We start from the raw sequence: 24,738 nt of genomic DNA on the forward strand, positions 1-24,738 counted from the left end.
TGCCGCAGGCACTGAAGCCGTCACTCCTCGAGATGAAGCGGAGAAAAGGGACACGCAGTATAGCCCGGACAGATCACCCCGCAGTCGAGTGAAGTTGACCCAGATCACACTTTCGGAGGATCAAGTTCGCCGCACACCCGGCCCTCAGCGCGCACCCAGGAATGCCCGGTTCACGCCATTGGGTGGTGTTGTGTTGATCACGATCTTCGTCGGCTTCGTCCGGAACTCGGTGCCGCCCCGGTGCGTTCCTGTGTGCGTGGACGACGGGCGGCCCACCCTCCGCTGTGGATCGTCCAGCCGCACGAGGCGAGGACGAAGGAAGGAACCGCAGGCATGGTCTTCAAGAAGCTCCTGGGTTCGCTCGGGATCGGCGCACCGGCGGTGAACACCGTGCTGCACCAGCCCTATGCGCACCCCGGCGCGACCGTCACCGGCGATGTCCGCATCAAGGCAGGCAAGCAGGACATCACCGTCGAGCACGTCGCGCTGAGCTTCGCCGTGCACGTGGAGAACGGCTACGGCGATCCGGTCGCAGTCGAGTTCCACCGCGCCGAGATCGCCGAGCGCTTCGAGCTGAGCGGCGGCGAGGAGAAGATCGTCCCGTTCGAGTGCCCGATGCCGTGGGAGGCGCCGATCAGCAACGTGCAGGGCATGCACCTGGACGGCATCGCCGTGGGCGTGCACACCGAGCTGCGCATCTCGGAGGCGGGCAAGGAGGAGATCTCGACCAAGAGCGATCTCGACCCGTTCGCGATCGAGCCGCTGCCCGCGCAAGCAGCGGTGCTGGACGCCTTCGGGCGTCTCGGCATCCAGTTCCGCGGCACCGGCCTGGCGCCCGACCGGCTCGACGGCGTGCGGCAGGAGCTGCCGTTCTTCCAGGAGATCGAGTTCTTCTCGCCGCCACCGCTGGCCGAGTACCTCAACGACGTCTGGCTGACCTTCGTCGCGGACGCCGAGGGCGTGGACGTGGTGCTGACGGTCGACAAGCTCAGCCGGATCGCCGCTTCCGACCAGACCCGGTTCCGGGAAAGCCACGACGAAGCGCCGTCGGCCGACTGGACCGGGCGCATCCAGGGCTGGCTGCAGGAGACCGCCGAACAGCGGGCGCGCTAGCGGCGGGTGTGCTGGACAGGTGCCGGGACCCGGCGGTGTGCGCTGAGTGACACCGCGGCCACCGTGTGCAGCGGACGCCGGACCCGCCCGCTAAGTTGATCATCAACTTCCGCCCAGCACAGTCCTGCCAGGAGCTTTCGGTGAACACGCGTGAACGGGTCCGCATGCTGGTCGACGCACCGGCGTTCCAGCGAGTCATCATCGCGGTCATCCTCGTCAACGCCTTCACCCTCGGCTGCGAGACCTCCGCGACGCTGATGGCCGGCTACGGCTGGCTGCTGCACGCGATCGACCGGATCGCGCTGGCGGTGTTCACCATCGAGATCGCCGCCCGGCTCTACGCCCACGGCTGGCGGTTCTTCCGGGATCCGTGGAACTGCTTCGACGCCGTCATCGTCGGCGTCTCGCTGCTGCCCACCACCGGAACCTTCGGCGTCCTGCGGGCCTTGCGCGTCCTGCGCGTGCTGCGGCTGATCTCGGCGGTCCCGAACATGCGGCGCGTGGTCGGCGCGCTGCTGACCGCCGTGCCCGGGATGGCGTCGATCGCCGCGCTGCTCGTGCTGATCCTCTACGTGGGATCGGTGATCGCCACCAAGCTGTTCAGCGAGGTCGCCCCGGAGTACTTCGGCGACCTCGGCGACTCGCTGTTCACGCTGTTCCAGGTGATGACCGGGGAGGCCTGGTCGGAGGTGGCGCGCAGCGTCATGGACGCCGAACCGCTGGCCTGGATCTTCTTCATCGGCTACATCGCGGTCACCACGTTCACGGTGCTCAACCTGTTCATCGCGGTCGCGGTGTCGGCGATGGAATCGCAGGTCAGCAAGGAGCGCGAGGAGCACGACGACAGCGCGGAGACCGTCCAGGACCTGCTCGGCGAGGTGCGCGGGCTGCGGGCCGAGCTCCGCGAACTCCGCGCCGAGGTCGGGAGCGCACCCACGGCGCGCTCCTGACCCCGGCGGCAGCTACGGCGTCGCGGTGATCCGGTCGGCCGGTGGCGGCGCGATGTCCGGGTGCGCGGCCAGGTAGTCGACGAGGGCGTCCAGGTCGACCGGGCCGCCGGTGACATCGGTCCCCTTGGTGAACTCGGTGAACCCGTCGCCCCCTGCGGACAGGAAGTTGTTCACCGACACGCGGTAGCTCGCGGCCGGGTCGACCGGCTGACCGGCGACGGTGATGCCGGAGACCTTCGCCCCGGCCGGTGCGGAAGCCGAGTAGCTGTAGCGCAGCGTCGACGACACCTGCAGGATGCGCGTCGACTCGGGCTGCCACTGCTGTTCCAGCACGTTCTTCAGCTGCTCGCCGGTCAGCGTCAGGATCTGCATGACGTTGCCGAAGGGCTGGACCGCGTACGCCTCGCCGTAGGTGACCACGCCGTCGCCCTCGCCCGCCGGGGACGACGCGTGCACGAGGTCGGTGCGGATGCCGCCGGGGTTGGTCATCGCGATCTGCGCGCCGTTGGCCTGGGTCGCCGCCAGCTGCGCGTCGGCGAGCACGTCACCGAGCGGTGATTCGCCGGAGGGCGCGCCTTCGCGGAGCAGGTCGCCGGTGATCGTGCCGATCTCGCGGTTGGCGATCGGCGCGGCCTTGCCGGTGGCCTCGTCGATCAGCTGCTGCGCGGCGGGATCGGCGGGCACGTCGCGGGTGACGATCCGGTTGTGGGCCTTGGTCTCCGGGCGCACCACGTCCTTGCTGCGCCGGTCGATCGTCAGGTCGGCCACCGACAGCAGCCGGCCGAAGGACGCGCCCTGCAGCACTGTCCGCGGGTTGCCCGCCGGATCCGGGACCGTGCAGTTGTACTGCTGGTGGCTGTGCCCGGTGAAGATGACGTCGACCTTCGGCGAGGCGTGCGCGGCGATCTCCGAGGCCGGGCCCGGTGTCACGCGGCAGTCGTCGGGCCCGCCGCCCTCGGTGTTGTCGCCCTGGTGCAGCAGCACGACCTGCGCCTTGACCCCGGCGCGGTCCAGCAGGTCGGCGGTGCGGCCGATGGCCTCCACCTCGTCGCCGAAGGCCAGGCCCCGCACCGCTTCCGGGGTGACCATCGCGGGCAGGTCTTCCAGCGTCACGCCGATGATGCCGATCGGCACGCCCTGGACGAGCTCGATGCCGAACGGCAGCAGCGCGGGCCCGCCGTCCTCGAAGGCGACGTTGGCGCCCAGCTGCGGGAAGTCCGCGCCGCCGAAGGACTCCCGGAACTGGCAGCCGTCCTCGGCGTGGCAGCCGCCGGACTGGATCCGCTGCAGCTCGGCGTAGCCCTCGTCGAACTCGTGGTTGCCGACCACGGAGGCTGCCACGCCGAGCTGGTTGAGGAACTCGACGGTCGGCTCGTCGTGGAACAGCGCGGAGTTCACCGGCGAGGCGCCGATGTTGTCGCCCGCCGAGAGCACCAGCGAGGTGCCGGCCTCGCCGCGCAGCTGGGCCACGTGCGTGGCCAGGTAGGCCGCGCCGCCCGCGTCGACCGTGCTGCCGTCGGGCAGCGTGACCCGTCCCGAGGAACCCGCGGGCGGGTCCAGGTTTCCGTGCAGATCGTTGAACGCGATCAGCCGGACGTCCACGGTGGCGGGTGCCGCGCTCACCGGTGCTCCCGACAGCGCGGCGGTGGCCAGCACCGCTGTCCCCAACGCCGCCGCGCGGCGGCCGAACCGACCTGGTCTCACTGACTCTCCTCCCGAGGTCCTGCGACGCCAGCAGATCTTGCCCGCTGCGCGCGGCGGAGGCCAGGGATTCCGGTCGATCCGTCTACCGAGGACGGTCGCTAGCAGCGGCGACCGCCGAGGTGGTCGGCGAAGTGCCGCTCGATCGCGCGGTGCAGCAGCACCTTGCTCTCCGGGTGCTCGAAACCGTGGCCCTCGCCCGCGGCGACGAGGTGCTCGACCGGCACACCGCGCGCCCGCAGCGGCTCGACGATGTTGACCGATTCGTCCTGGATCACGCGGACGTCGTCGGCGCCCTGGGCGACCAGCAGCGGCGTGCGGATCCGCTCGACCATGGTGACGGGCGAGCGGGCCAGCATGTCCGCTTCCTGGGCGGGATCCTCGGGGTCGCCGACGTAGCGGTACCAGCTGTTGGTCATCGCGGGCCTGGTGAACGGCGGCAGCGTGCGCATGAAGTTCGCCAGGTTGGAGATGCCCGCGCAGTCCACCGCAGCGGCGAAGTAGTCCGGCGTGGCCGTCGCGCCGACGAGCGCCGCGTAGCCGCCGTAGGAGCCGCCGGCGATCGCGATGCGGCCGGGGTCGGCGTACCCGCGCGCCACGGCCCAGTCGGCGGCGTCGACGAGGTCGTCGTGCATCTTCCCGGCGAACTCGCCGATCGCGGCGGTGATGTGCCGCTTGCCGTAGCCGGTGGAGCCCCGGAAGTTCACCTGCAGCACCGCGTACCCGCGGTTGGCCAGGAACTGCACCGTCGGGTTGTAGGACCAGGTGTCGTGGCACCACGGCCCGCCGTGCACCAGCAGCACCAGCGGCAGGTCCCGCGGTTCGACGCCGACCGGCAGCGTCAGGAAAGCGGGCAGCCGCAGCCCGTCGCGGGCCGGGAAGGTCACCGCCGTCATCGGCGCCAGGTCGGCGGGGTCCAGCTGCGGGTGCGGGCGGAACAGCAGCCGGCTCTCCCCCGTGCCGTGGTCGTAGAACCAGGTCGCCCCCGGGTCGCGGTCGTGGATGAACGTGGCGACCCAGCGCTGCTCGGTCACGTCCGACGACACCGAGTGCAGCACGCCGTCGGACAGCGCGGACAGCGCCGCGTGGACCTCGGCGAAATGCGGGTCCAGGACTTCGATCCGCGGTCGGTCGCCGGCGAAGCGGGCCGCGATGACCTCCCCGGTCCGCCTGCTGGTGAACACTGTGGACGGCGGCGCACCGGGCCCGGCGAGGCCCGCGGTGCACAGGCTGTGCCCGGCCACGGCCGCGACCGCGGTCTCCGCGCCGGTCGTCCGGTCGATCCGGACCAGCCGCATGTCGTCGGAGTCCTGGTAGGCGCCGACCAGCAGACCCGTCCCGTCGGGCGTCACCATCTGCAGCGGCAGCCCGTGCGGGTGTTCGGGGCCGCCCATGCGGCGCAGGAGCCGCTTGCGGCCGGTCGCCGGATCGATGGCGGAGAACTCGCAGGCGCCGTCGTCGGCCAGCACCGACCAGAACGCCGGCTCGCCGTCGCGGTCCAGCAGGACGGTGCCGCCCGGTTCGGGCTGTTCCAGGTGCAGTTTCACCTCGCCGGTGGCTACGTCGACGCGGAACACGTCGATGGCCTCGGGCCGTCGATTCATCCAGACCAGCACGTCGCCGGGCGCCGGTTTCGCCGGATCGACGGCGAACACGCGCAGTCCCGGGGGCAGCGGGGTCAGGTCGACCGCCGGTTCGCCCGGCGCGTCGAGGTCGACCCGGTGCAGGTGCCAGTCCTCGTTGCCGTCGGTGTCCTGGAGGTACAGCAGCCAGCGCGAATCGTCGGTCCAGTAGTAGGACTTGATGCCGCGCCGGGCGTCGTTGGTGACGCACACCGCGTCCTCGTGCTCCTCGCCGACCCCGCGCACCCACACGTTCGGCCGGCCGTGCTTGGGCGCCAGGTAGGCGATGCGCGTCCCGTCCGGCGAGATCGACGCGTCGGAGAAGACCGGATCGGCGAAGAACTCCTCCACCGCGATCAGCTGCGGCGGCGTTCCGGTCATCCAGTGCTCCGATCAGAGGTGGCAGCGCCGGGAGCTGGGATCGCGGCCTGCTGCCACGTGATCCGGCACGGTGCCGTCGGGGCACGGTCGAACTCCGGCATGCCTCGTACACGTCATGATCGGCGCGAGTGGTTCACCACCGGCCGCCGAAGCGGACCGCCGGCCCCGGCGAGCCCGGTGAAGTGCCCTGGCGGGCACCGCACCGGTGGCCCGCGCTCACAGACCGTGGCGGCGGTCTCCGGCGACCAGTTCGCAGATCCGCGATTCGGATTCCGGGGAGAACGGGCCGACGACCGCCCGGTCGACCTCCTCGGCCACCAGGTCGGCGTTGATCTGGGCCGCGGCGACCGCGCCCGCCGCAGCGGCGCCGCCGACCTGCGCCGCCAGGTCGGTGATGTTGCCCGCCACCCACACGCCCGGGACCGCGGTGCGCCCGGCGGCATCGGCCGGGACGTGCTCGCCCATGCCGCTGGGGTGTTCCTGGGGCCGCAGGCCGAGATCGGCCAGGAAACCGGCGCGCGCCACCATCCGCGACGCCACCGCCACCGCCTCGCGCGCGACGACGGTCCCGTCGGCCAGCCGCACACCGGTGAGGCGGTCGCCGGTGACCTCGATCCCCGCGACCTCGCCCGCCACCACCCGGATCCCGCGGGCGATCAGCTTGCGCGCGTCCTGCTCGTCCAGCGGCGAGGCGGTGCGGGTGAAGAACACGATGTCCGCGCTCCACTGCCGGAACAGCAGCGCCTGGTGCACCGACATCGGTCCGGTGGCCAGCACGCCGATGGCCTTGTCGCGGACCTCCCAGCCGTGGCAGTACGGGCAGTGCAGGACGTCGTGGCCCCACCGCTCGCGCAGCCCCGGCACCTTCGGCAGCTCGTCCACCAGCCCGGTGGTCACCAGCAGCCGCCGCGCCCGCGTCGAGCGGCCGTCGGCCAGCAGCACCGAGAAGCCTCCGTCCGCGCTGTTCACCGCGAGGACCTCGCCGGAGACCACCTCGCCCCCGTAACCGCGCACCTCCGCCCGGCCGCGCTCCAGCAGCTCCGCCGGGCTGATCCCGTCGCGGCCCAGCAGTCCGTGCGCGGCAGACGCCGGTGCGTTGCGCGGCTCGCCGGCGTCGATCACCGCCACCGAGCGCCGCGCCCGGGCCAGCATCAGCGCCCCGTTCAAACCGGCGGCGCCACCGCCGACGACCACCACGTCGTAGCCCTCCGCCAACTGATCGGTCAACTCGACCACCTCCGCGACCACCATGCGAGCGGATCCCGAGTGATGGCAACTCCGTTTGCGGAAACGGCAAACCGCTTGCCGTTCGGTCCACTGTGGATGATTCTCCGAATACGGAGTGCAACCGCTTGCCACCCAACGTGTTCGGGGCGAAAGCCCCTGCTCATCGGGGGTCGTCCGGCCCTATCGTGAGTGGTGCGCATGTACCGCGCATCCAGCTGGATCCGAGAAGCACGAGTCCGCGCGCTTCCGCCTGTTCGAACGCAACGGCTCCGGAGGTGCGCCGGTGCTGCGGTCCACGCAGCACGCATCATCCGACGGAATTTCACCGAAGCCGGACTCCGGTCCGGGATTTTCGAGGGATCACCATGAAAATCAGCACGGTCTTCAGCAACCCGAGCCGTCACTGGGGCGGCGGCTGGGGTTGGGGCTGGGGCTGGGGCTGGGGCCACTGGGGTGGCTGGTGGGGCGGATGGCACCACTGGGGCCGTTGGCACCACTGGGGCCGCAGGGGTCGCTGGTGACCGGCCCATCGAGCTCCTAGCTCCCAACCCGATCATCCGAGCCGGGCGTCCCCGGTGAGGTGATCACAACCCTCCGAGTAGCTCTCGCGTTCGCGGGAGCTACTCGCGCGTCCACCCCTCGGCGGCCAGCGCGGCTTCGACGACCTCGGCATCGTCGAACGGGCGCTGCTCGCCGCCGACCGTTTGGAAGCGCTCGTGACCGCGGCCCGCGACGAGCACCACGTCGCCCGGCACCGCGCGGCCGACGGCGATGGCGATCGCCGCCCGCCGGTCGTGCTCCACGAGCAGATCCCCACCGCTGCGCCCGATCGTGCCGGTCAGCACCTGCGCGGTGATCTCCGCCGGATCCTCGCCGCACGGATCGTCGGCGGTGAAGACCGCGGTGTCGGCGGCCAGCGCGACGCGCCCCACCTCCGGGCGGCTGAACCGGTCGCGGTTCCCGGCGCACCCGACGACCAGGTGCACGCGGCCTCCGCTCGCCCGGCGCGCGGCCGCGATCAGTTCGGCCACCGCGGTGGGCGTGTGCGCGAAGTCGACCACTGCCAGGAACGGCTGACCGACGTCCACGCGCTGGAAGCGGCCCGGCGGCAGTGCGGCGCCCAGACCACGGGCCGCAGCCGGCCCGGACACTCCCAGCAGGCGAGCCGCCGCGTAGGCCGCAGCCAGGCCGGTGGCGTGCCGCCCGGTCGCTGCCGGCACCGTCAGCACCACCGGCTCACCGTTGTCGTTGACGACCACGCGCACCCCGTCGGACTCCGCCACCCGCACGTCGGCGCGCGGGCTGCGCCCGACGGTCACCACCGGGACCCGCGCCTGGTCGGCCAGTCGCCGGCCCCACCGGTCGTCGATGTTGATCACGGCCCGGCGACAGCGCTCCGGCGTGAACAGCGCGGCCTTGGCCGCGAAGTACTGCTCCACCGTGCCGTGGTAGTCGAGGTGCTCCGGGCTCAGGTTGGTGAACACCGCGACCTCGGCCCGCACCGGATCGGTGCGCTGCTGGTCGATCGCGTGCGAGGACACCTCCACGACCGCCGCCTGAACCCCCGCGGCGCGCATCCGGCACAGCATCCGCTGCAGCTCGGCGGCATCCGGCGTGGTCAGCGCCGCCGGGCACCGCCACCCCGGAGCGCGGGTCTCGACCGTGGAGCTCAAGCCGGTGCGCAGGCCACCGGCGGCGAGCGCCGCTTCGAGCAGGTGCGCGGTGGTCGTCTTGCCGTTGGTCCCGGTCACGGCGGCGATGGAGAGCGCATCCGCGGGGTGGCCGTGCACTCGCGCGGCGACCGGCCCCACCGCAGTCCGCACGGCGGGAACGCGCACCTGGGGCACCGGCACGTCGACGAACCGCTGCACCAGCAGCGCGCCGGCCCCCGCCGCGACCGCCTCGGCCGCGAAAGCGTGCCCGTCGCGCTGCGTTCCCGGCACGGCGCAGAACAGCGCGCCCGGCCGCACCTGCCTGCTGTCGGTGCCGACGTCGCAGATCCGGGCATCACCCCGCAGCTCGGCTTCCCCCAGACCGCGCACCGCAGCGGAGAGGCTGCAGGCGCGTCGGCAGTCGCATTCCACGATCGTCCCCCGGAAACGACGGCTGTCCCGACACCAACCGGACATACCCGCCGACGGCCCCCGCAATGCCTCCGCGACCCGGCAGCCCTGATCATCACCGCAGGTCACGGCATCTTTCCACCCCCGATTTCATAATCATGCAGTCCATCGCATACTCTTAAGTCATGTCCAAGGTTCTGACGAGTCTCCCGGTCGGCCAGCGAGTCGGCGTCGCCTTCTCCGGAGGTCTCGACACCTCCGTCGCGGTGGCCTGGATGCGCGAGAAGGGCGCCGTCCCCTACACCTACACCGCCGACATCGGGCAGTACGACGAGACCGACATCGCCTCCATCCCCGGCCGCGCCAAGTCCTACGGCGCCGAGATGTCCCGCCTGGTGGACTGCCGCGAGGCGCTGGTCGAGGAAGGCCTGGCCGCGCTGACCTGCGGCGCGTTCCACATCCGCTCGGCCGGTCGGACCTACTTCAACACCACCCCGCTGGGCCGGGCTGTGACCGCCACCCTGCTGGTCCGCGCGATGCTCGAGGACGGGGTGGAGATCTGGGGCGACGGCTCCACCTTCAAGGGCAACGACATCGAGCGGTTCTACCGCTACGGGCTGCTGGCCAACCCGCGCCTGCGGATCTACAAGCCGTGGCTGGACACCGACTTCGTCGGCGAGCTCGGCGGCCGCCAGGAGATGTCGGAGTGGCTGCAGGAGCACGGCCTGCCCTACCGCGACAGCGCGGAGAAGGCCTACTCCACCGACGCCAACATCTGGGGCGCCACCCACGAGGCCAAGCAGCTGGAACACCTCGACACCGGGGTCGAGATCGTCGACCCGATCATGGGCGTGCGGTTCTGGGACCCGTCGGTCGAGATCCCCACCGAGGACGTCACGATCACCTTCGCGCAGGGCCGCCCGGTCGCGATCAACGGCAAGGAGTTCGCCTCCGCCGTCGACCTGGTGCACGAGGCCAACGCGGTCGGCGGCAGGCACGGCCTGGGCATGAGCGACCAGATCGAGAACCGGATCATCGAGGCCAAGAGCCGCGGCATCTACGAGGCCCCGGGCATGGCCCTGCTGTTCATCGCCTACGAGCGGCTGGTCAACGCGATCCACAACGAGGACACCGTCGCCAACTACCACAACGAGGGCCGCAAGCTGGGCCGCCTGATGTACGAGGGCCGCTGGCTGGACCCGCAGTCGCTGATGCTGCGGGAGTCGCTGCAGCGCTGGGTCGGCTCGGCGGTCACCGGCGAGGTCACCCTGCGGCTGCGCCGCGGCGAGGACTACTCGATCCTGAACACCACCGGCCCGGCGTTCTCCTACCACCCGGACAAGCTGTCCATGGAGCGCACCGAGAACGCCGCCTTCGGCCCGGTGGACCGGATCGGCCAGCTGACCATGCGCAACCTGGACATCGCCGACTCCCGCGCCAAGCTGGAGACCTACGCCCAGCTCGGCCTGGTCGGCCCGGCCCACACCGAGCTGGTCGGCTCCCTGCAGGCCGGTGGCGCCGAGGCGATCGCCTCGGTCGGCGCCGACGACTCCACCGAATCGGGCTACCTGGACCGCGCCGCGATGGAGTCCGGCACGGACTGAGCACCTGAACGCCCAGGCCGCCGCGGGAGGCACGCCTCCCGCGGCGGCTTTCCGGCGTCCGCGATGAACGCGGGGCAAGATGGGCGCCAACGCAGGTCGCGCACGAGGAGGTCTCCGCGATGCCCCAGATCGCCACCAACACGAGGGTGGAGCTGTCCGGACTGCTGGATTTCGTCCGCCCGCGGCACCGCGCGATCCTGCTCACCACCAGGACCGACGGCAGCCCGCAGGGCTCGCCCCTGACCTGCGGCGTGGACGACGCGGGCCGGCTGGTGATGTCGACCTACCCGGAGCGCGCGAAGACCCGCAACGCCAAGCGCGACCCGCGGGTGAGCGTGATCGTGCTGTCCGACGACTGGAACGGCCCGTGGGTCCAGGTCGACGGCACGGCCGAGGTGATCGACGCGCCGGACTCGGTGGAACCGCTGGTCGAGTACTTCCGCAACATCGCGGGCGAGCACCCGGACTGGGACGAGTACCGCGAGGCGATGCGCAAGCAGGGCAAGTCCCTGATCCGCGTCACCCCCGAGCGCTGGGGCCCGATCGCCACCGGAGGCTTCCCCGCCCGCCTCGCCGACTGAACTCGGTCACCGCGCCGGATGACCTGCTCCCGGTCGGTGCCGGGAGATCAGGCCGGTTGGTAGGTCAGGCAGTCCACGATGTCGTGCTCGTGGCCGACCGAGATCCCGGGCGCCTGGCACTCCAGGTGCGAGTTGTAGCGGCAGTCCTCCATCTTGCAGGCGCCGACGTGCGCGACCGAGTCCGGATCACCACCGGTGACCGAGGTCATGACGAAGGTGTCGCACTGCGGTTGCCGCGGTTCTCCGATGGTGATCGCCAGCGCGTGGCAGTTCTGGTGGTCGTTGAACGCGCACTCGGTCGCGGTGCAGTTGTTGACCAGCGGCATCTCCATCATGGGGTCCCCCTCGCGTCGTGCTGTCTGATGAGGGCTTCCCCGGAACGGTCTGGGGTAACCGCGCGGGCATCACTTCCGCGGCCGGCCCACGAGCAGTCCGACGACGATGCCGATGATGAGCATTCCGGCCAGCGCCGTCCACAGCGGCAGCGTCACCACCGGAATCAGGAGCCGGATCTCGACGAGACCCCGGTTCTCCACGGCGAGCACCACGGCCAGCACGGCCAGCGCCAAGCCCGTCACCACCCGTGCCGGTACCCGGCGTCGAGCGGGTTCGCGTTGCTTCACCACCTGACCAGTGTGGTCAGCACGCGGTGGCCGGGTCCAGAGCACAACGTCACAGCGGTGATTGAGGACTTTCGCCCGGTGACAACACCGTGACCAGCCGCGACGGTCGAGACGTTCTCCGCAGTCGCACTCCGCTGGAGGAAACGATGCACAACGGCCACGAAATGCGCTGGGGCGGGCTGGCCGGGCTCGCCTCGCTCGTGCTCGCCATCATCGCGAGCATCCTGGTGCGCGGCGCCCCGCGGATCACCGAGTCCACCAACTCGATCGCCAGCTACCTGTTCTTCTCCCGCGGCGTGATCCTGACCGCGGTCGTGCTCGCCGCGGCGGCCGTCGTGCTGTTCATGTGGTTCGGCGCCACGCTGGCCACCGCGTTCCGGCTGGCCGATCCCGACAGCGACGCGCCCGCCGTGGTGCTGAGCGGGTTCGCGATCACCGCCACCACCGGCTTCCTCGCCACCGCGATGTTCGGCGGCTTGGTGCACGCGCTGACCACCCACCCGATGCTGCTCGCGCTCGCTTCGGTGCCCTACTCCGCGCTCATGGTGGTGCGGGCGGTCGCCGGGCTGGCCCTGGCGCTGCCGCTGGCCGCCTGCGCGGTGGCCATCATGCGCACCGAGGTGTTCCCGGCGTGGGCCGGCTGGTTCACCGGTTTCGTCGCCCTGATCCGGGTTCTCGGCGCGATCACGGTGATCAGCGGTGCCGGGGTGCTGGCACCCGACAGCGTGCTCGCCGCTTACGTCCCGAACGCGCTGACCGCGCTGTGGCTGCTGGTCATGAGTGGTCTGCTGGTCCGCGAGCACCTGCCCAGCATCAGCCCGCAGCGGCGAGGCGCCGTCGGACCGGCCTGAGCTCAGGCACCCCCGATCCGGGTCGCGCGCAGTTCGCTGCGGCGGACCTTGCCCGCGTCGTCGCGGAGCTGCTCGGTGGTGAACTCGAAGGACCTCGGGATCTTGTACGGCGCAAGCCGGGCGCGCAGGTGCTCCAGGAGGTCTTCGGAGCTCAGCGGCAGAGTGGTCTCCAGGATCGCGTGGACGACGTTGCCGAGGTCGTCGTCGGGCAGCCCGATCACCGCGCTCGACGCGACCTGCGGGTGCTCGGCCAGGGCGTTCTCGACCTCGGCCGGGTAGACGTTCGCGCCGCCGACCAGGATGACGTCCGTGCTGCGGTCGGCGAGGTAGAGGTAGCCGTCGGCGTCGAAGCGGCCCATGTCGCCGAGCGATTCCCAGCCGTCGCGCGCCCGGGGATCAGCGCCGACGTAGCGGTAGGAGGGCGGGCTGCCCGGGCTGCGGCGCAGCCACAGCTCGCCCACCTCGCCCGGTGGCAGCTCCCGGAAGTCCTCGTCGCGGGCGGTGATCTCGCCGGCGACGACCTGGCCGACGGAACCGGGCCGCTGCAGCCACGCCGTTCCGTCGATCATCGTGCTGGCCAGCGATTCGGTGCCCGCGTAGACCTCCAGGACCTTCTCCGGGCCGACCCAGTCGATCCAGCCGCGCTTGACGTGCTGCGGGCACGGCGCTCCGACGTGGAAGACGGTCCGCAGCGAGGAGACGTCCACCGCAGCCCGGCGCTCGGCGGGCAGCCGCAGCATCCGCCCCATCATGGTGGGCACCACGTAGAGCCAGGTGACCGCGTGCTGCTCGATCAGGTCCAGCGCGCGATCCGCGTCGAACCGCGACATCAGCACCACGTGGCTGCCCTGGAGCAACCCGATCAGCGAGAACATGTAGGGCGCGTTGTGGTACAGCGGCGCGGTGGTGAGCACGACGCCATCCGGTTCCAGGCGCAGGTGATCGATACCCGCGAGAACGCCCTCGGCGCTGGCCTCCCGCCCGGAGACGATCAGCTTGGGCCTGCCGGTGCTGCCACCCGAGGTGGGGGCCTTCCACGCCGGTCCGATGACGTCGGGCAGCGCGGCGTCGGATTCGTCCGCGACGTCCTCGTCACCGCGCAGCCACGGGCGCTGGTCCTGCGGCGGGAGCCCGACCACGAGCGCCGGATCGGCGACCTCCACCAGCGACGCCAGCTCGGCGGGCGGGAGCCGGTGCGACAGCGGCTGCGGGATCGCGCCGAGCTTCCACGCCGCGATCGAGCACTCCACGTGTCGCACCTGGCTGACCAGCGCGATCGACACCATCGATCCCCGGGTGACGCCGAGCGAGGCGAACCGGCGCGCGAGCTGGTTGGTGCGCCGGTCGAGCTCCGCGCGGGTCAGCGTCACGCGGTCGTCGGTGACCGCCGGGCGGTCGGGCGCCTGCGCCACGAGTTCGCGCAGTCGCGCTGCCAGCGCCGTCGAGCCGGTGGTCATCTGCGGTCGCTCCTCCGTCGGTGATCTGCGTGCGGCGGCCCTGGCCCGGCTGCCGAGATCCGAACGTATGCGCGTCGGCACCGCGGGTCGAGGCGCTGTAAGCGGGCACACGTCGGGGTGCCGACCGTCCACCTTGCTCGACACCGCGATCACCGCGCACCCGGCGAACCGGTGAATCGGCCGCCCAGCGCCGCACTCCCACCTTTCAGAGCAGTGCTTGCGCGATCAGCGCCGAGATGAGGAACGACGCGGCGAACGAGGTCAGCCCCACCGGGACGATCCGCCAGCCGATGCGCTTGAGCGCGGGCACGTCCTTGCCGATGCTCAGCCCCGCGAAGACCAGGATCGGAGTGGCCATCGCGAGGAACTCGATCGGTTCGATCAACGACAGCACCGCATCGGCCACCGGTGAGATCGGCGAGGTGAGCAGGATGGCCAGCACCGAGGTGCCGGCGACCGCGGGCAGGCCGGTCAGCTTCTTGACGCCGAGACCGACGAGGACCACCGCCGCGACCAGCGCGAACCCGAGCAGGGAGCGCGGCTGGAGTCCACCGGTGTGCACGACGTTGGAAACCACCATGGCCAGCAGCACGAGCAGGATCGCGATCAGCGGCCGGATCCGGACCGCTTCGCCGCTGCCGGGTTCGGCCACCGCGGTCACCCGGGGCGCGGCCGCCTCGATCGTGCGGCCGCGGGTCAGCAGCCGGTAGAAGCGGTCGGCCAGCGGGAGCGCGACGAACATGCCGACGTAGAGCCCGAGCAGCGTGGTCACCAGGTTGCTGACCGCAGCCACCGCCACGATCTGGTTCGCCATCTCCGGGTACTGGGCGGCGATGGCCGCCGACGACGCGGCCATGACCGAGCCGGAACCGACGCCGGTGCCCATCGCCAGCGCCAGCGGGTCCAGCCAGCCGGTCCCGGCCAGGAAGCTCGCCAGCAGCGTCACGTAGAGCGCCCCGACGACGCTGCCGAAGATGTACATGCCGAGCACGCCCCGGTACTCGTCGGAGTCGGGGCCGAACCGCTCGGAGACCATCGCGAAGGACGCCTCGCGGTCGATGGAGAAGCAGGCGCCCACCGCCGAGCGGCCCATCCGCAGCAGCACGGCCAGCGGCAGCGACAGCGCGACCGTGCCGAAGAGGTGGCCGAGTTCCTGCAGCAGCAGCGCGGCGCTGGCCTGCTTGAGCACCGGCAGCTCGTGCCCGACCACGAAGGCCAGGCGCACGCCGAGCAGCAGCACGCCCGCTTCCACCAGGTAGGTCGACGCCTTCTGCAACCCGATCGGGACGGGGCGGAACCGCTGGATGCTCACCACCGCGCCGAGCACCAGCCCCCAGATGATCGGGAAGAGCGTGATCGCGCCCAGCCCGATGGAGATCTTGTGACTTCCGATGGCCTCGGCAGCGGCGGTCAGGGCGAGCGCGAGCAGGACGAATCGGCTGCGCGATGAGCGGACCGGGCGCCGGGTTCCCCGCGCGACCGTGGTGCCGGACATGGCTTCCTCCATGTTGAGCAGAGGTTCGGAGTGGCTCATGTCGCCGCCGAGGTCCGGCGCGCGGCGTGCTCGTCCAGGAACTTCTGCCGCAGCACCGGGTCGGCGGCGACGTCCACGGCGGTCAGCGCCATCGCGGCAGCACCGTCCACCGCGGCGTCATCACCGGCCGGGGTCGCTGCGGCGGCTGCGAAACCGCGGGTGTGCGGTGGGTGCTCGCAGCCGATGATCGCGATGGACGGGTGGATGCTGGGCACCACGTGCGAGACGTTGCCCATGTCCGTCGATCCGCCGCGCATGCCGTGGGTCTCGCGCAGGCTCCGGCCCAGCGCCTCGACGTGCGCGGCGAACCGGTCGGACATCGCCGGTTCCTGCACCAGGTCGGCGTAGAGCGGTTCGGTGAGCTCGACCGTCATCGTCGCGCCGCTGGCCCGCGCTCCGGCGTCGAAGCAGGCCATCACCCGCTCCTGCAGGGCGGACATCGTCTCGACGTCGAATGCCCGCACCTCGCAGTCCACGACCGCCTTCTCCGGGATGATGTTGGTGACCGCGCCGCCCTCCCGCACGAACAGGCCGATCCGGCAGTCGCCCGTGGTCTGCTGGCGCAACAACCCGATCGCCACCTGGGCGACGACTGCGGCGTCGGCGGCGTTGATCCCCTGGTGCGGCGCGGCAGCGGCGTGCGAAGCCCGGCCCGCGTAGGTCACCGCGAACCGGGTCACCGCCTGGCTGGCGAAAGCCGCCGGGTGCACGTCGGCCTGCCCGGGGTGCACCATCATCGCCACGGTGACGTCGTCGAAGACGCCCCGCTCCAGCAGCAGGACCTTGCCGCCGCCGTGCTCCTCGGCGGGAGTTCCGATCACCTTGACCCGGATCCCGAGATCGTCGGCGGCGGCGGCCAGCCCGATGGCGGCGCCGACCGCGGCCGAGGCGATGATGTTGTGCCCGCAGGCGTGCCCGATCTCGGGCAGCGCGTCGTACTCGGCGCAGATGCCGACGGTGAACTCCCCGCTGCCGCGCACCGCGGTGAACGCCGTCGGAACGTCGTCCGGACCCGGTTCCACCGCGAAGCCCGCCGCGCCGAGCAGCTCGGTGACCTTCTCCACCGAGCGGTGCTCGGCGAAGGCCAGCTCCGGCTCCGCGTGCAGGCTGCGGCTGAGCTGCACGAGGCGCTCCCGCCAGCGCTGCTGCTCGGCCCGCACGGCATCTCCGAGTGCCACGACGTCGACCCGGATCTCCTGACCGCCCACTTGTGCTCCTCCCTGGTCCGTCCTGGACAGGAAGGGTCAGCGATGGCACGCTCACCTCCCCCCGAATGCAGGATTGCGGCAGGAACACCGATCGAATGCAGGATCACGCCGAACTGGACGAAGTCGATCTCGCGCTGGTCAACGCGTTGCAGATCCACCCGCGCGCGCCCTGGTCGCTGATCGGCGGTGTGCTCGGCATCGACCCGGTCACCGCGGCCCGCAGGTGGGCGCGGCTGGAGCACACCGGGCTGGCCTGGATCTCCGCCTATCCCCCGACCACGCCCGCCCAGGCCACGGCCTTCGTCGAGCTGGTCTGCGAACCGGGACGCGGGGTGGAGGTGGCGCGCGAACTGGCCGCCGACCCGCAGGCCATGACCATCGACGTGACCGCGGGCGGGCGCGACGTGCTCGTCACCGTCAGCACCCCGGACCCGCAGACGCTGTCGAGCTACTTGCTGGAGCGGATGAGCCGGGTCGGCCACCTCCAGCAGGTGCGCAGCCACCCGGCGGTGCGGATCTACACCGAGGCCAGCCGCTGGCGGTTGCGCGCGCTCGACCACGACCAGGTCGCGCGGATGGCCTGGGATCCCGGCACCACGACCGGACTGGTCTCGCTGACCGAGCAGGACTGGGCGATCGCGGTGGCCCTGGCCGCCGACGGGCGCGCCCCGGTCGCGGCGCTCGCCGAAGCGGCCGGCACCAGCACGAGCACGGTGCGGCGGCGGATGGCCCGGATGCTGGCCAGCCGGCAGCTCCGGCTGCGCTGCGAACTCGCCCGGACGCAGTCCGGCTGGCCGGTGTACGCGTGGTTCTTCGCCCGCGTGCCCCCGGCCCACCTCGACGACACCGCGCGCGCTCTCGCCCGCATCCCGGAGGTCCGCGCGGTGACCTCGACGGCCGGTCCGCACAACCTGATCATCGCGGTCTGGCAGCGGTCGCTGGCCGACGTCCAGGACCTGGAGACGCACATGAGCAGGCGGCTGCCGAACCTCGACATCGTCGACCGCAGCATCGTCGTGCGGCCGGTTAAGCTCGTCGGCCGGCTCCTCGACGAACGCGGCCACGCGACCGGTTCCGTCCCGCTCGACACCCGCCGCAACCCGTGACCCCGCACCGTCCTCGAGGCTTCAGCCGGTGACCGGGCGCAGCGGGATCCCGGCCTCGCGGTAGCGGTCGCGCAGGTGCGCGATGTTGGCCGCAGCGACCTCCGGCAGGGTCGAACCGAGCGTGTCGATCACGCGCGTCAGGTTCCAGAGGACGTCGCCCGCCTCTTCCAGGACGCGTTGGCGCAGCTGGGCTTCGGTTCGCCTCGACGGGTCCTGGCGGGCCGCCTTCTCCAGTTCGGCGGCGATCTCACCGGCCTCGCTCACCAGACCCAGGACCAGCGGCGCCAGCCCCGGTTCGTGGTTGTCGAAGGCGCGGCACTGGCGCTGGTAGTCGAGCAGATCCACGGTTGTCCTCCTCCGGCTCCGCTGCTCAAGCCTGCTCCGCCACCGGAGCGCCGCGCGCCCGCCGAACCGGTGGAGGTTCAGGCCGCGCAGGCGTCGATCAGCTTCGCCAAGAGCCCGTCGCGGTCGCGCAGCACTCGGATTCCGTCGCGCACCACCCGGCGCGTGCCGCCGTCCACCTCCGGTTCCGTGGCCGCCCAGACGGGTGTCGTGATGTTGAGCTCCACCACCAGCCCGGTCGTCGCGTGGCGCGATCGCCGCTCCGCCACCACGCCCCACTGCTTCGCGCGCAGCAGCGGAAGTTCCAGCACCGGCGGCAGGTTCCCGGTGCCGTCGGTGTAGCGGCCCGGATCCGAGGTCACCACGATGATGTCCACATCGGACTCAGCTGTCTCCGCCCCCGGCGGGCGCGCGTAGGAGCCGACCAGCGCCAGGGCCAGCACGTCGGGCCGGGTGTCGGCCCAATCGCACAACTCGGTCACCACCTGCTGGGCCCGCTCGTGCCGCGCGGTGCTGTCCATCTGCTCCTCCTGCCGTTCCGCGATCGTTGCGCTGAAGTCCGGACCACGTTCACCCGGCCGCCGCGCGGAAATCCCGTGTGCCGCGAACGATATCCCGACGCGGCAGTCGATCACTCCCGCGTGACCACTTGCCGCCGTCGCGGCTCGGTCACCGGCTAGCTCGGTGCAGCCGCCTTCCGGGTGAGCGTGCGGACGTCCTCGACCGCCAGGGCCAGACCGGTGACGATGAGGACGGCGAGTGCGCCGCCGAGCAGGACCGGTGCGGTGCCGATGCCTTCGGCGAGCGGACCCGCGGCCACCTCACCGACCGGCAGCGCGATGAACGAGCCGAGCATGTCGTAGGAGTAGACCCGCGCGAGCTTGTCCTCCGGGACGTTCTGCTGCAGCGAGACCTCCCACGCCACGGCGAACTGCTCCAGCGCGAATCCGGTCACGAACATGGCCGGCAGCAGCAGGAGCACCGATGGCGGCTGCGACAGCACGATCAGCGGCAGCACTTCGAGCATCCCGACCGCGACGCCGAAGCCCAGCGCCCGCTTCGGCTGCCACCGGGCCGCGACTATCCCACCGGCGAAGGCGCCCGCCGTCTGCGCGGCCAGCGCCAGTCCCCACGCAGCCCGGCCGAACGTCTGGTCGGCGATCACCGGGCCGATCACCGTCAGCGCACCGGCGGTGACCGCGTTGATCACCATGCACTGCGCCACGACCACCCAGACCCAGCGCCGGGACCTGAACTCCCGCCAGCCCTCGCGGATCTCGGCGAGAGGCCGCGCTCGTCCCGGGAGCGCGACGTGCGGCAACCGCACTCCCCGGAAGAACAACGCCGCGAGAGCGAACGCCACCGCGTTGCCGACCAGCGCGGCACCGGAACCGCTCGTCGCGGCCAGCGCACCGCCGACCGACACCCCGGTGATCCGCCCGCCGTTCACCCCCAGCCGCAGCAGGGCGTTGGCCTGGGTGAGCAGGTGTGCGGGCACGGTCCTCGGCGTGAGCGAAGCCGCCGCGGGCAGGGACAGCGCAGCGGCCGCACCGTTGCCCGCGCCGAGCAGTACCAGCAGCGGGATGGACGCGAATCCGAAGAGGACGCTCGCCGCCACCAGCGCCTGGCTGACGGCGGCGCCGAACTGGGCGCCCTGCAGGATCGCCGACCTGGGCAACCGATCTGCCAGCACCCCGCCGAGCAGCAGCAGCGCGACGTTGGCCAGCGAGCGCACCCCGACGACGATCCCGATGTCCACCACCGAGCCGGTCAGATCCAGCACGGCGAAGGCGATCACCACCGGTGCGACCGCGTTGCCGAACTCAGCGGCGGTCCGGCCCCCGGCGAGCAGGCGGAAGGCCCGGTGGGCCAGCGGCCGGGACAGCCCGCTGGAACTCATCCGGCTTCAGCCGAATCGACCGGGAACAGCGCGACAGCTGCGCTGATCAGCTCAGCGCCCGGTGTCCGGGGCGGCACCGCGGCGGAGTGCAGCAGCTCGCCGAGTTCCCGCGCCAGCGAGAGCGCACGCTGCCAGCTGGCCGGATCCAGCCACACCTGCGCATCGGTCAACGCCCCTGGCGCACCGGCGGGCCACCGCTGAGCCCGGCGTGGCAGGTCCGCGGCCATGGTGACCACCAGCTGCCGCTCCTCGGCCGGATCGGCGAGGAAGCGCGCACCGCTGTCGGGATCGTGCCGGTACCGCTTGGCCCGACCACCGCGGATCACCACCTCACCGGCGATGTCGAGCAACCCGGCCTCGTGCAGCCGCCGCAGGTGGTAGCTCGCGTTCGCCTGCGACTCCCCCAGCTCCCGCGCGACCTCGGCGGCGCTCATGGCAACGCCGGTCAGCAGCGAAAGCATCCGAAGCCGCAACGGATGCGCGAGCACGCGAAGCTCGTCCAAGGAGCGCTGTTCTGCCACCGCTCAAGCCTGGCAGACCACTGGCCAACCCTCAAAGAACCATTTGGGGGATGTGCGTCACACCCTCGCCCTCGTGCTGCGTCCGCGTCGATCCTGCGCGCAAGAGAGTGGCTTCACCGGATTTCACCCGGAAGACCAGGGGCTTTCGCTAGCGTGCACGACGGGCTGAGGGATCGGGAGAGACGATGGACGAGTCCGGAATCCGCTACGACGCGTTTCTGTCCTACAGCCATGCGGCCGACCGGCGGATCGCACCGGTTCTGCGGCAAGGCCTGCACCAGCTGGCCCGGCGGTGGAACCAGGTCCGGGCGTTGCGGGTCTTCCAGGACAAGGAGAGCCTCGCCGCCAATCCTGACCTGTGGGACACCATCGACAACGCGTTGCGCGAATCCCGGTTCTTCATCCTGCTGGCCTCGCCGGAGGCCGCGGCTTCGCCCTGGGTGGGACGGGAGGTCGAGTACTGGCGGCAACAACGGGACCAGGGCACGTTCCTCATCGCCTTGACCGGCGGGGAGATCGTGTGGGACGAAGCCGCTGGCGATTTCGACTGGGCGCGGACCACGGCGTTGCCCGAGTCGCTGCGCGGGTGGTTCTCCACCGAACCGCTGTGGGTCGATCTGTCCTGGGCTCGGGACGAACCCGAGTTGTCGTTGCGGCACAGCCGGTTTCGCTTCGACGTCGCGACGTTGGCCGCTGCGGTGCACGGCACGGCCAAGGAGGAGCTGGACAGCGAGGACGTCCGGCGGTACCGGCTCGCGACATTGGTGCGCCGGGCTGTCGCAGCGGCGTTGACGGTGCTGCTCATCACCGTGCTCGGGCTGGGCGTGCGGACGATCCTCCTGCAGCAGCAGACGATCGAGCAGGGACAGCAGGCGCTGTCCCGGGCCGTGGCGGCCAAGAGCGAGCTCATGGGCGACAGCGATCCTGAACTGTCGCGGCTGCTCGCGCTCGCGGCGTGGCGGGTCGGCGGAACGGCGGAGGCCGAGGCGGCGATGTCGCAGGCGGCCGCGCGTCCCGGGATCGGCCGGATCGTCAGCGGCGGCAGTGTCGAGGCTGTCGCGTTCAGCCCGGACGGCAAGATCCTGGTGACGGGTGGCGAAGAAGTCCGGGTGTGGGACGCCGTCACACGGCGGCAGGTCGGCGAGATCTTCACCGGGCAGGGAGGTCCCGTGCGGACCGTGCGGTTCAGTCCGGACGGCGAGACTTTGCTGACCGCGGGGCAGGGAGTGCCCGCGCAGTTGTGGGACATCAAGACCGGCAGACCATCGGGCGAGCCCTATCCGAAGGACGTGTCCGCACCGTGGGATCTGATCGGCTCGATCACCGCGGCGTTCAGCCCGGACGGCGCGAGCCTCGTCCTCGGCGATGCCGGTCACGGCGTGACGTTGTGGGACATCGCAAGTCACACGGCGATGCACACCCTCGCGACACCGCAGGTCGACCCGTTCCGGCGCAACATGGTGTCCGCGTCGGTCGCCTTCCACCCCAGCGGTTCCTCGTTCGCCGCGCTCGGCACGGACGGCGCGGTCCGGTTCTGGGACACCGCGACCGGCGCCCAGGTCGGCGAACCGCTGCCCGCCCATCCCGGCGACAACGCGAGCATCGTCGGCCCGGTGCTCGTCTTCAGCCCGGACGGAACCCTGTTCGCCACCGGCGGCACGGACGGCACGATCCGGTTCTGGGACAGCACCACCCGCCGGCCGGTCGGCGCGCCCATCACCGGACACACCAGGCCCGACCGCACGAATCTCGCACAATCACTGGCATTCAGCCCCGACGGGCGCATGTTCGCAGCGGGCAGTGAGGACGGCATGGTCCGCCTCTGGGACGTTCGCACCCGGAACCTGCTCGGCACCCCGCTGAGCGGCCACACCCGCGCCGTCACATCACTGGCGTTCAGCCCGGACGGCCGGACGCTGGCCAGCGGCGCGCAGGACGGCACGGCGCGGCTGTGGAACGTGGCCGAACACCTCCAACTCGCCCACCCGGCGATCGAGCACTCCGGCATGCTGTACGCGCTGGCGTTCAGCCCAGACGGCAAGACCCTCGTGACCGGCGGCGACAACGGTGAAACCGCCAGCGACCACGGAAGCATGGAGGTGTGCAGCCACGACGGTTGGGATGTGTGCTACATCGACCACGGCCAGGCCACCGTGACCGGCAGCGGCATGACAGTGCTTTTCTACCGCCCGCTCGACGCGCAGCCGCCGCTGCCCGGACCGCCGCGCACGCTCATGCTGTGGGACGTAGCGCAACGCGAGGCTGTCACCGACCTGCCGACGCGGCACCGTACTCCCGTGCTGGCGGTAGCGTTCAGCCCGGACGGCGCCACCGTGGCCGCCAGCGGCATGAACAACGGAGAAGGCGGCACCACCCTGTGGGACCACGCCAACCGCACCCCACTTGCACAGCCGTTGTCCGACGAGCTGTCGGCGGTCCGCGCCACAGCGTTCAGCCCTGACGGTGGTGTGCTCGTCACCGCGGGCATGAAGGCAGGCCAGGAGCCGACCGCACTCATGTTCTGGGACGCCAAGAGCCACGAGCTGCTGGGCGCTTTCGACGCCGGCGACATCGTCTACGCAGTGGCGTTCAGCCCCGACGGGTCGATCTTGGCCACCGGCAACGCCCAAGGGGAGGTCCGGTTCTGGGACACCGACACCAGGCAGCCGATCGGCGAAGCGCTGAAAGGCCACACCGGGCCGGTGGGCACCCTGGCCTTCAGCCCGGACGGCACGCAACTGGCCAGCGCGGGCGACGACGGCGCGATCCGGCTGTGGGACGTGGCCTCCCGGCGGCTGACCGGAGATCCGCTGGTCGGGCACACGGGCGCGGTGTACTCCCTGGCGTTCCACCCGGACGGCCGGACGCTGGCCAGCGGGGGCGGGGACAGTTCGGTACGACTGTGGAACGTGCTGGCACGCAAGCAGATCAGCGCCGATCACCTGGGCCACCGGCAGCCCGTCCGCGCGATCGCGTTCAGCCCGGACGGCGAGACCGTGGCCAGTGCGGGAGAGGACGCGGCCATCCGGTTCTGGGACGTCCGCGCCGCCGAAGATGTCCCCGCCGCGCTGTGCGAGACAGCTCGGCGCACCCTCACCCCTGAAGAGTGGAACCGGCACTTGCCCGGGGCGGACTACCTGGACGTGTGCCCAGCCCGGTAGCCCCGAGCCACGTCTCAGCAAGAACACCAGCACAACGTCCGCTCGCCTTCGCCGCCGGGCGATCCGCGTTCGGGAGTGGGCGATTCCGCGCGAAATCAGCGCTTCGCAGGCGTAGCCGGCATTTCGTGGATGTGGGCCGCGACTGCTTCGCAGGCCGCTTCCACGTCGTCTGCGCGGAGGGCTTCGAGGAGGCGGGCGTGCTGGTCCGCGACCGCCTTCGGGGACGGGTGGGCCGGGGCGTCCCGGCGGAACTGGGCCATCACCCGGGGTTCGATGACGTTCCACAGCTGCAGGCAGTGCGGCTGGCCCGCCCTGGTGATCAGGAACCGGTGGAACTCGACGTCGGCGTCGGCCAGGCCCGCGTGGTCGGCCGCCTCGGCGAGCTGGGTCATCCGGTCGACCAGTGCCGTCAGGTGCGCGAAGTCGTCCTCGGTGAGCAGCGGGTGCACCGTGCGGACCGCGAAGCGCTCCAGGGTCAGGCGGATCGGCACCAGGATCTCGGTGACCTCCTGCTGCGAGATGCCCAGCACCTCGGTGCCGCGGTACGGGTAGGAGACGACCAGGCCTTCCTGCTCCAGCTGGCGCAGCGCTTCGCGGATCGGCGCGCGGCTGATGTCCAGGTCCGCCGCGAGGTCCCGCTCGGTGAGCTTGTCGCCCGGTCGCAGCGTGCCGTCCACGATCGCCGCGCGGAGCACGTCGGCGACCTGGTGGCGGCGCGAGGTCGAGGGCAGGGCGGGCAGGAGGTTTCTGGCCATCGGTGGAACTGGCCCCTTCGGTCGGCTCGGATGCGAGC

The 24,738-nt window shown here is 71.5% G+C and carries 21 protein-coding genes; 7 read left to right on the forward strand and 14 right to left on the reverse strand.

From position 1 onward, the window contains the following. Positions 1 to 333 precede the first annotated feature (333 nt). Together ATL45_RS34585 and ATL45_RS34590 are read left to right on the forward strand one after the other, a co-directional pair. Entirely contained in the window at positions 334 to 1,113 is a 780-nt protein-coding gene (locus ATL45_RS34585; RefSeq protein WP_093146932.1) for a sporulation protein, read from the forward strand. 140 nt (positions 1,114 to 1,253) lie between these two features. Further along, positions 1,254 to 2,063 carry an ion transporter gene (locus tag ATL45_RS34590; RefSeq protein WP_246025722.1) on the forward strand — a complete coding sequence of 270 codons (810 nt, stop codon included), beginning with the start codon at positions 1,254 to 1,256 and terminating at the stop codon, positions 2,061 to 2,063. Between the two features lie 12 nt (positions 2,064 to 2,075). Here ATL45_RS34590 and ATL45_RS34595 read toward each other — a convergent pair whose 3' ends face one another. The 4 genes from ATL45_RS34595 to ATL45_RS34610 form a co-directional block, all read right to left on the reverse strand. Then, positions 2,076 to 3,731, reverse strand: coding sequence for a bifunctional metallophosphatase/5'-nucleotidase (locus ATL45_RS34595; RefSeq protein ID WP_246025900.1), 1,656 nt, complete (start codon positions 3,729 to 3,731; stop codon positions 2,076 to 2,078). 134 nt (positions 3,732 to 3,865) lie between these two features. Further along, the gene (locus ATL45_RS34600) at positions 3,866 to 5,767 is read right to left on the reverse strand and encodes a S9 family peptidase (protein ID WP_177241895.1); all 1,902 of its coding nucleotides are present in this window, start codon (positions 5,765 to 5,767) and stop codon (positions 3,866 to 3,868) included. Between the two features lie 216 nt (positions 5,768 to 5,983). Further along, entirely contained in the window at positions 5,984 to 7,018 is a 1,035-nt protein-coding gene (locus ATL45_RS34605; RefSeq protein ID WP_093146935.1) for an NAD(P)/FAD-dependent oxidoreductase, read from the reverse strand. A gap of 596 nt (positions 7,019 to 7,614) precedes the next feature. After that, positions 7,615 to 9,036 carry a UDP-N-acetylmuramoyl-L-alanyl-D-glutamate--2,6-diaminopimelate ligase gene (locus ATL45_RS34610; RefSeq protein WP_170210426.1) on the reverse strand — a complete coding sequence of 474 codons (1,422 nt, stop codon included), beginning with the start codon at positions 9,034 to 9,036 and terminating at the stop codon, positions 7,615 to 7,617. 206 nt (positions 9,037 to 9,242) lie between these two features. Here ATL45_RS34610 and argG point away from each other — a divergent pair, with 206 nt between their 5' ends. Both argG and ATL45_RS34620 read left to right on the forward strand, forming a co-directional pair. Beyond that, complete coding sequence (gene argG / locus ATL45_RS34615) at positions 9,243 to 10,661, forward strand: argininosuccinate synthase (RefSeq protein ID WP_093146937.1); 1,419 nt, start codon at positions 9,243 to 9,245, stop codon at positions 10,659 to 10,661. Between the two features lie 119 nt (positions 10,662 to 10,780). Next, a complete protein-coding gene (locus ATL45_RS34620; RefSeq protein WP_093146938.1) occupies positions 10,781 to 11,242 on the forward strand; it encodes a PPOX class F420-dependent oxidoreductase in 462 nt (153 codons plus the stop codon). A 47-nt stretch (positions 11,243 to 11,289) separates the two neighbouring features. Here the strand turns inward: ATL45_RS34620 and ATL45_RS34625 are convergent, their stop codons facing one another. Continuing rightward, positions 11,290 to 11,577, reverse strand: coding sequence for a DUF1540 domain-containing protein (locus tag ATL45_RS34625; RefSeq protein ID WP_342775330.1), 288 nt, complete (start codon positions 11,575 to 11,577; stop codon positions 11,290 to 11,292). 69 nt (positions 11,578 to 11,646) lie between these two features. Beyond that, the gene (locus tag ATL45_RS34630) at positions 11,647 to 11,868 is read right to left on the reverse strand and encodes a LapA family protein (RefSeq protein ID WP_093146939.1); all 222 of its coding nucleotides are present in this window, start codon (positions 11,866 to 11,868) and stop codon (positions 11,647 to 11,649) included. A gap of 143 nt (positions 11,869 to 12,011) precedes the next feature. Here ATL45_RS34630 and ATL45_RS34635 point away from each other — a divergent pair, with 143 nt between their 5' ends. After that, on the forward strand, positions 12,012 to 12,716 hold the full coding sequence (locus tag ATL45_RS34635; RefSeq protein WP_093146940.1) for a hypothetical protein: 705 nt from the start codon (positions 12,012 to 12,014) through the stop codon (positions 12,714 to 12,716). Between the two features lie 2 nt (positions 12,717 to 12,718). Here ATL45_RS34635 and ATL45_RS34640 read toward each other — a convergent pair whose 3' ends face one another. From ATL45_RS34640 to ATL45_RS34650, 3 genes are all read right to left on the reverse strand, one after another. Next, positions 12,719 to 14,173, reverse strand: a complete 1,455-nt coding sequence (locus ATL45_RS34640) for an AMP-binding protein (protein ID WP_093146941.1) — start codon at positions 14,171 to 14,173, stop codon at positions 12,719 to 12,721. Between the two features lie 205 nt (positions 14,174 to 14,378). After that, positions 14,379 to 15,668, reverse strand: a complete 1,290-nt coding sequence (locus ATL45_RS34645; protein ID WP_170210427.1) for a DUF3100 domain-containing protein — start codon at positions 15,666 to 15,668, stop codon at positions 14,379 to 14,381. Between the two features lie 35 nt (positions 15,669 to 15,703). Continuing rightward, positions 15,704 to 16,915: an amidohydrolase gene (locus ATL45_RS34650; RefSeq protein WP_246025723.1), complete on the reverse strand. Its 1,212-nt coding sequence runs from the start codon at positions 16,913 to 16,915 to the stop codon at positions 15,704 to 15,706. Between the two features lie 95 nt (positions 16,916 to 17,010). Between ATL45_RS34650 and ATL45_RS34655 the strand changes: the two genes are divergently transcribed. Continuing rightward, complete coding sequence (locus ATL45_RS34655) at positions 17,011 to 18,021, forward strand: Lrp/AsnC family transcriptional regulator (protein ID WP_170210428.1); 1,011 nt, start codon at positions 17,011 to 17,013, stop codon at positions 18,019 to 18,021. A gap of 21 nt (positions 18,022 to 18,042) precedes the next feature. Here the strand turns inward: ATL45_RS34655 and ATL45_RS39175 are convergent, their stop codons facing one another. From ATL45_RS39175 to ATL45_RS34670, 4 genes are all read right to left on the reverse strand, one after another. Further along, on the reverse strand, positions 18,043 to 18,366 hold the full coding sequence (locus ATL45_RS39175; RefSeq protein WP_170210429.1) for a nucleoside triphosphate pyrophosphohydrolase family protein: 324 nt from the start codon (positions 18,364 to 18,366) through the stop codon (positions 18,043 to 18,045). Positions 18,367 to 18,443: 77 nt separating this feature from the next. Then, complete coding sequence (locus ATL45_RS39180) at positions 18,444 to 18,884, reverse strand: nucleotidyltransferase domain-containing protein (RefSeq protein WP_170210430.1); 441 nt, start codon at positions 18,882 to 18,884, stop codon at positions 18,444 to 18,446. Positions 18,885 to 19,039: 155 nt separating this feature from the next. Further along, positions 19,040 to 20,263, reverse strand: coding sequence for an MFS transporter (locus ATL45_RS34665; protein ID WP_093146945.1), 1,224 nt, complete (start codon positions 20,261 to 20,263; stop codon positions 19,040 to 19,042). Continuing rightward, positions 20,260 to 20,784: an ArsR/SmtB family transcription factor gene (locus tag ATL45_RS34670; RefSeq protein ID WP_093146946.1), complete on the reverse strand. Its 525-nt coding sequence runs from the start codon at positions 20,782 to 20,784 to the stop codon at positions 20,260 to 20,262. Before ATL45_RS34670 ends, ATL45_RS34665 begins: the two co-directional genes overlap by 4 nt. A gap of 185 nt (positions 20,785 to 20,969) precedes the next feature. Between ATL45_RS34670 and ATL45_RS34675 the strand changes: the two genes are divergently transcribed. Then, positions 20,970 to 23,945, forward strand: coding sequence for a TIR domain-containing protein (locus tag ATL45_RS34675; protein WP_093146947.1), 2,976 nt, complete (start codon positions 20,970 to 20,972; stop codon positions 23,943 to 23,945). Positions 23,946 to 24,040: 95 nt separating this feature from the next. Here ATL45_RS34675 and ATL45_RS34680 read toward each other — a convergent pair whose 3' ends face one another. Continuing rightward, positions 24,041 to 24,700 (reverse strand): GntR family transcriptional regulator, encoded by a 660-nt coding sequence (locus tag ATL45_RS34680; RefSeq protein WP_093146948.1) that lies wholly within the window; start codon positions 24,698 to 24,700, stop codon positions 24,041 to 24,043. Positions 24,701 to 24,738 lie beyond the last annotated feature (38 nt).

The sequence above is a fragment of the Saccharopolyspora antimicrobica genome, assembly GCF_003635025.1.
Taxonomy (GTDB): Bacteria; Actinomycetota; Actinomycetes; order Mycobacteriales; family Pseudonocardiaceae; genus Saccharopolyspora; species Saccharopolyspora antimicrobica.